The sequence below is a fragment of the Albidovulum sp. genome (assembly GCF_049646345.1).
GTDB lineage: Bacteria > Pseudomonadota > Alphaproteobacteria > Rhodobacterales > Rhodobacteraceae > Albidovulum.
In genome coordinates this window covers 1-5,943 of the sequence record NZ_JBARVQ010000340.1, presented here as the reverse complement: position 1 = coordinate 5,943, position 5,943 = coordinate 1, and the positions used below count along the sequence as shown (strand labels likewise).

The 5,943-nt window shown below is 61.8% G+C and carries 7 protein-coding genes; 1 reads left to right on the top strand and 6 read right to left on the bottom strand.

Annotated features, from left to right (window positions below):
- Together WBB85_RS08515 and WBB85_RS08510 are read right to left on the bottom strand one after the other, a co-directional pair.
- On the bottom strand, positions 1-579 hold a 579-nt coding region (locus WBB85_RS08515; RefSeq protein ID WP_432638193.1), incomplete at its 3' end, for an aminotransferase class III-fold pyridoxal phosphate-dependent enzyme.
- A 62-nt stretch (positions 580-641) separates the two neighbouring features.
- Positions 642-1,436, bottom strand: coding sequence for an alpha/beta fold hydrolase (locus WBB85_RS08510; RefSeq protein WP_432638192.1), 795 nt, complete (start codon positions 1,434-1,436; stop codon positions 642-644).
- A 130-nt stretch (positions 1,437-1,566) separates the two neighbouring features.
- Between WBB85_RS08510 and WBB85_RS08505 the strand changes: the two genes are divergently transcribed.
- Entirely contained in the window at positions 1,567-2,781 is a 1,215-nt protein-coding gene (locus WBB85_RS08505) for an aromatic ring-hydroxylating oxygenase subunit alpha (protein ID WP_432638191.1), read from the top strand.
- Between the two features lie 46 nt (positions 2,782-2,827).
- Here WBB85_RS08505 and speB (WBB85_RS08500) read toward each other — a convergent pair whose 3' ends face one another.
- The 4 genes from speB (WBB85_RS08500) to WBB85_RS08485 all read right to left on the bottom strand — a co-directional run bounded on the left by speB (WBB85_RS08500) (position 2,828) and on the right by WBB85_RS08485 (position 5,849).
- Positions 2,828-3,784, bottom strand: coding sequence for an agmatinase (speB, locus tag WBB85_RS08500; RefSeq protein ID WP_432638190.1), 957 nt, complete (start codon positions 3,782-3,784; stop codon positions 2,828-2,830).
- A 39-nt stretch (positions 3,785-3,823) separates the two neighbouring features.
- Complete coding sequence (locus WBB85_RS08495; protein ID WP_432638189.1) at positions 3,824-4,645, bottom strand: MBL fold metallo-hydrolase; 822 nt, start codon at positions 4,643-4,645, stop codon at positions 3,824-3,826.
- Positions 4,638-5,597 carry an agmatinase gene (speB, locus tag WBB85_RS08490; RefSeq protein ID WP_432638188.1) on the bottom strand — a complete coding sequence of 320 codons (960 nt, stop codon included), beginning with the start codon at positions 5,595-5,597 and terminating at the stop codon, positions 4,638-4,640. The genes WBB85_RS08495 and speB (WBB85_RS08490) overlap by 8 nt, the downstream gene beginning before the upstream one ends.
- A gap of 114 nt (positions 5,598-5,711) precedes the next feature.
- Entirely contained in the window at positions 5,712-5,849 is a 138-nt protein-coding gene (locus WBB85_RS08485) for a hypothetical protein (RefSeq protein ID WP_432638187.1), read from the bottom strand.
- Positions 5,850-5,943: the final 94 nt, after the last annotated feature.

The window sequence follows — 5,943 nt, the reverse complement described above, 5'->3', positions numbered from 1 at the left end:
GTGAATGTTCGGTTCGGCGACATGGTGGATGATGTCGGCGATGAAATCGAACTCATCGCTGCGGTCGGTCGGCTTGCCGCCGATCGACTGTGCGGCATAGGTCGTGCCATGATAGCTGCCGGTGCGGGCAATGATGTGGCGGCGATGCTTTTGACCTTTGCAGGCCCAGTAGTACTGGATCAGCCGAAAGGCGCTGTCGTTGCCGGTCGAGCCGCCGCAACCGAAGAGCACGTGGTTCAAACTACCGGGCGCCAGTTCAGCCAGCTTTGCAGCCAATTGGGCGGCAGGCGCATTGGTCATATCGACAAAGGGGCTGGCAAAGGCCATGCGCCGGGTCTGGGCCGCGATTGCCTCGACCATTTCTTCACGGCCATAGCCGATATTCATGCACCAGAGTCCGCCGACGCTGTCGAGATAGCGGTTTCCGTCGGCATCATAGATATGAATGCCCTCGGCGCGGTCCATGACCAAGGAGCCTTCCTTCCGAAAACTGTCGAAATGCGTCCATGGGTGGGTGAAATGAGCCCGGTCCTGCGCCCAGATTGTTGAGGTTTCGCTGTTTTTCAGGGTTTTTTCCATCACACCATTCCCATTCTCGCCGGATGGACTATCCCGGTTGCGCGCTGGATGGAGAATATGGCTTATGCCATATCCTGCGCGTGGGAGTGGCGAAGGAAGAAGCTGCCCAGCCGCTCTGCGATCGTGTCGGGGGCCTCGGCCAGCATGGAATGACGCACCCCGGGAACGATACAAAGCTCCACATCGGACAGGCGCCGCGCCATTTCTGTGTTCCGCTCGGGTGAGCAGGCCAGATCGTCCGCTCCGGTCATCAGCAGGACCGGCAATTTCAGCTCCGGTAGCCAGGGGTCCATCTCGGTTTCTCCAAAGATGTCGAAGACATTGGCCAATACTTCTGGTTGGACCGAAAGGACCTGCGCCACCCGCGCGGCGATCAGGGCGGGATTGTCGTGGATGAAATCCTGCGAGAACCAGTTGTTGGCCAGCACCGGTATCAGCGCTGGACCTTCGCCGCCGTGAATACGCGCGGCGATAGCATGCAGGCGCCCGCGCTCATCCGGCGTCCGACCCGCGACCGAGGACAGGATGCCCAGTGCCCTTGCCCGCCCCGGATGCGCCCGCGCCCATGCCGCCGCGATCATGCCACCAAGCGAGTGTCCGGCCAGTGCAACGCGCTCCCCACCCGCAGCATCGATCACCCGGTCAAGATCATCGACCAGATCGGCAAGCGCAAAGGGAAGATTACCGGTTTTCGCCGCGCCATGGCCGCGCAGGTCATAGGTAACAACGCGGTGGGTCGCGGCCAGTTTCGCTGCGATCCGCTGCCACGTTGCGCCGGTCACGCCGATCCCGTGGACCAGCACCAGCGTCGGACCCTGCCCGGAGACCGTCATCCCAGCAATGGTGCTTCTGCTCATACCGACCTCCCGCTTTGGCCGTGATAAGCACCGCAGCCGCAAGAGCGAATATTGCGTTTGCCATATTTTGCAACGGGTCAAGCTGACCCAATGTCCCTGCGGACGGACCGTGCTGTAAGAGGAGATGATCATGGACACGAAACTCGCCGTACTGATGACCGAGACCGAGCGCGAGGCCGTGCACCGCCCGCTTGAAACTGCGATGACCTTGCCCGCACAGGCCTTTGCCAGCGACGAGTGGTTCGCGCTTGAGAAGGAGCGGGTGATGGCGCGCAACTGGATGGGCGTCCTCTTTTCATGCGAGGTCGAGCAGATCGGCGACGTGCATCCGTTCGACTATCTCGACATGCCGCTGCTGGCGATGCGCGGCACGGATGGAAAGCTGCGCATGTTTCATAACATCGTGCCCTATGACGGCTGTCTGGTCGCACAGGAACGCAAATCCGGCGTCACCGAGATCGAGACCTACTACCACGGACTGCGCTACGATCTGAACGGCAGGCTGACGGCGGCACCCTTCTGGAACGCACGCGCCGATTGCGGCCGCGCGGCCTTTGGCGACAAGACCCCCGATCTGGCCGAGATTGCCTGCGAAGAGCGGCTGGGCGTGGTTTTCATCAACCTTTCGGGCACCGCTGCGCCCATAGATACGATGCTGGCCCCCTGGCGCAAGCTGGTCGGAGAGCATTATGCCATTGACCGGCTGGTGCCGGCACGCGATGCCGCAGGCAAGCCGCTGGTCGAGCGGCGGGTCATTCAGGGCAACTGGAAAACCTATCAGGAAAATGCCTCGATCAACCAGCTTCACGCGAGCTTTACCCACGAGGTCTATCGCAATTCGCCCGAGGTTCCGCGCGTAAATGCCGAAGGCAATCCTTTGTTCAGCCGCACGGTGGACGGGCCGGTTCTGACATTCCAGCATCTGGCGAAACATTCGCAAAACACCTTCAAAAAGCTGAAGCTTGCGACCGCCGGGCACGACACGGAAAAGCTGCCCGACTGGGGGTTTTTCACGACCATCTACCCCAATGTGAACGCGCCGCTTCTGGAATATTACATCAAGGTGAACCTTTCGATTCCGATCGCGCCCGGGGTTACGGAAACCGCCCATCTGCGCTTTTTCGCGCCCGAAGCGCTGAAGAGCGAGGCGTTTCAGAAGGAAGAAACCGTTGTTTTGAAGGGCATGTTCGATCAGGTCCATCAGGAAGACACGGTGGCGATCGAGGCGGTGCAATCGGCGCGCCGTTCGCCCGCCTTCCGCCAGCATTATTACGCGCCCTTCTGGGATCAGCTTCACCATCGGTTCAACCAGCTTGTGCTGGAAGACATGGAACGCGACGTCTGACGCCCCCGGGCACTGGATGCGGGCACCATCGCGCCCGCAGGTCCCGTCAGCCCTTTGGGGTGCCGACGCCCGGCAGGACGCAAAGCATCTCATAAAGCAGGTTCGCGCCCACAAGTGCTGTATTGCCGCTGGTGTCATAGGGTGGCGAAACTTCGACCAGATCGCAGCCGACAAGGTTCAGCCCGGCGCAACCGCGCACGATCTCAAGCGCTTGCCACACGGTCAGCCCGCCTATCTCGACCGTCCCGGTGCCGGGGGCGAACGCCGGATCCAGGCTGTCGATGTCATAGGTCAGATAGGTCGGCCGATCACCGATCTTCGCGCGGATATCGGCCATCAAAGGGCGCAGCGACTTGCCCCAGCAGTCTTCCGCCTGAACCACCGTCCAACCCTGTTTTCGGCCCCAGTTGAAATCATCCGGCGAATAGCCGGTTCCGCGCAGGCCGATCTGAAACACCCGGGTATTGTCCAGCAGCCCGTCGTCAAAGGCGCGCCGGAAGGGGGTGCCATGGGCAATCTTTTCGCCGAACATCTCGTCATTGGTGTCGGAATGGGCATCGACATGGATCAGCGCGACCGGCCCGTGACGTTCCGCCATCGCGCGCAGGATCGGATAGGTCAGGGTATGGTCACCGCCCAGCGTCAGCGGGATGCAGCCCTGTGCCAGGATGCCGCGATAGGCGTCGGTAATGATGTCGATCGTCTTTTTCAGATCGAAGGTGTTGATCGCCACATCGCCGATATCGGCCACCCGCAGCCGGTCAAAGGGTGCCGCACCAGTGGCCATGTTATAGGGCCGCAACATGCAGCTTTCGGCACGGATCTGGCGCGGCCCGTGGCGGGTACCAGAGCGGTTCGAGGTGCCGATATCCAGCGGCACGCCGACGAAACAGGCATCAAGCCCGACGGCGTTTGCCTGAACCGGCAGCCGCATCATCGACGACGGCCCGCCAAAGCGCGGCATGTCGTTGCCGCCAAGTGGCTGGTTGAATTTTTTTGTCATTCCCGCTTCTCCGCCTTCCCGTTGTTTCGGCCCCACAGATCACATCCTGTCCGGTGAATAGGCAAGCCGTAAAAGATCGTTCACCGGAACCTCTTTCGCATGCGCGGGCGGGGCTGCGATCAGCCGATCCAGCACCCGGGCCAGATCGGCCAGATCGGTTGTGGCAAGTACCGGCGCACTGCATCGCCCGTCGGCGTCTGGCCGGCCATGGGCGCCGCAGATCGCCGCATCTTCCGGCAGCAGCGCCAGCAGCATGGCGCAGGTTGCGCGATAACTGCGCAGCGATGCGCCCGGCACCTGCGCGTAGAGAACGCCTCGATAGAGGAAATCGGCAGCATAAAGGCGGTTGCGCGCCGGTTCCCACAGCGCGATGGAATCCGGCGAATGCCCGGGCGTGTGCAGGATTTGCAACCGCCGCGCGCCGACGCTGATCCAGCTTTGCGGCGCGACCCATTCCGCCACACGGATCCGCGGTGTCCTCAACCCTAACTTTGCGCCAAGAAAAAGCGCGTCCGTCGGCATCAGCACGGCACCATCGGTACAGGCGCGCAGATCCGGCAGATCGGCCACCATCACATGGTCAAATGCCTCGATGTCGCCCAAATGGTCATAATGCATATGCGAGGGCAGCACCTTCAATGCCGCGCGCCCATGCCGGGCGACAAGCGGCGAGATCGGCGTCACGCCACAGCCGGCGTCGAAGAGAAGGCTCTCGCCCCGGTCCGAAATCAGGTAGCTCCAGTTGCGCTGGAGGTAGATCGGCTCGCCGATCGCCAGCGTTTCTTCGTCCAGGGGTTGCAGTGCGAACCAGCCATCTTCCCACCTGGCGTCAGGTGCCAGCAGGGGCATGTCGTCAGCCATTCCGCGCCCCGCCGCGCCGGGCTGCCAGAAGGCAGATCAGATCCAGCGCGATCGCCGACCCCGCCACCGCCGTCGCCCCGGTGGTGTCAAACGGCGGGCTGACCTCGACCACGTCGCCGCCGACGATGTCGATCCCGGCAAGACCGCGCAAGATCAGCGCGACCTGGCCCGAGGTCAACCCGCCAAAGACCGGCGTGCCGGTTCCGGGCGCGAAGGCCGGGTCAAGCCCGTCGATATCGAAGGTCACATAGGCCGGGCCATCGCCGACGATCTGACGCAGACGCTCGATCACCGCCTTGGGGCCATGTTCATGCACCCAGAGCGAATCTAGGATGGTCACACCCAAAGGATCGTCAATTGTGGTGCGGATCCCCACCATGGCCGAGCGTGCCACATCCACCAGCCCGTCCTTCACGGCGCGATACATCATCGTGCCGTGGTCGATACGGTCGGGGTTGTCGTCGGGCCAGATATCGGAATGGGCGTCGAACTGGATGATCGCCACCGGCCCGTGCTTTTCGGCGATGGCCTTCAGGATCGGATAGGTGATGTAATGATCGCCGCCCAGCGTGATCGGCACCGCGCCATGGGCAAGAATCGTGCGGATATGGTCAGTGATCGCCTGTGGGATCGTGCTGACCAGTGCATGATCGAAGGCGCAATCGCCATAGTCGACGATTGCCAGCGTGTCGTAGGGATTGACCGCCCAGCCAAAGGGCGCTTCCCAGGGCAAAAGGGCGGACATTTCACGGATCTGGCGCGGCCCAAGCCGGGTACCCGGCCGACTGGTCGTCGCGCAGTCGAAGGGTATACCGCTTACCGCCACATCGGCATAAGTCAGGTCCTTGGTGTAGGGCCTCCGCAGGAAGCTTGTAACTCCCCCGAAACTCAGTTCCGGGGTCACACCCAGGCCGCTGGTTCGTGTGATGGCGAAATCGTTCTTGCCCGACATTGTTCCCCCTAAGATTTGATCGGTTTCGTAAGTTTCCTCGGTTTCGCTGGCGCTTGCGGATCGGTCGTGGCGGATGGCTGGTTCGGACATAGCGAGCGCTGCGGTGTTGATATCCTAGCCCAGAACGAACCAAACCAGCACCAGCACGCCGAATACTGCCGAAAGCGCAAGCTCTGCACGCCAACCCTTTGGCTGGTAAGAACCAAGTCTTTCCGCTTCGCGGCTTGCCAGCTCCTGATCAAACTGTTCCATGTGCGGCATTTCCAATTCATTTCAGTGAAACTTCCGCACAGAAGCCGGTCATGTCGATATATGGGTCGATATAGGCGGCCTTGATGAGTAAGGC

Coding starts and splice junctions, on each gene's coding strand:
- WBB85_RS08510 (WP_432638192.1), bottom strand. CDS start 1,436: ATGAGCAGAAGCACCATTGCTGGGATGACGGTCTCCGGGCAGGGTCCG.
- WBB85_RS08505 (WP_432638191.1), top strand. CDS start 1,567: ATGGACACGAAACTCGCCGTACTGATGACCGAGACCGAGCGCGAGGCC.
- speB (WP_432638190.1), bottom strand. CDS start 3,784: ATGACAAAAAAATTCAACCAGCCACTTGGCGGCAACGACATGCCGCGC.
- WBB85_RS08495 (WP_432638189.1), bottom strand. CDS start 4,645: ATGGCTGACGACATGCCCCTGCTGGCACCTGACGCCAGGTGGGAAGAT.
- speB (WP_432638188.1), bottom strand. CDS start 5,597: ATGTCGGGCAAGAACGATTTCGCCATCACACGAACCAGCGGCCTGGGT.
- WBB85_RS08485 (WP_432638187.1), bottom strand. CDS start 5,849: ATGGAACAGTTTGATCAGGAGCTGGCAAGCCGCGAAGCGGAAAGACTT.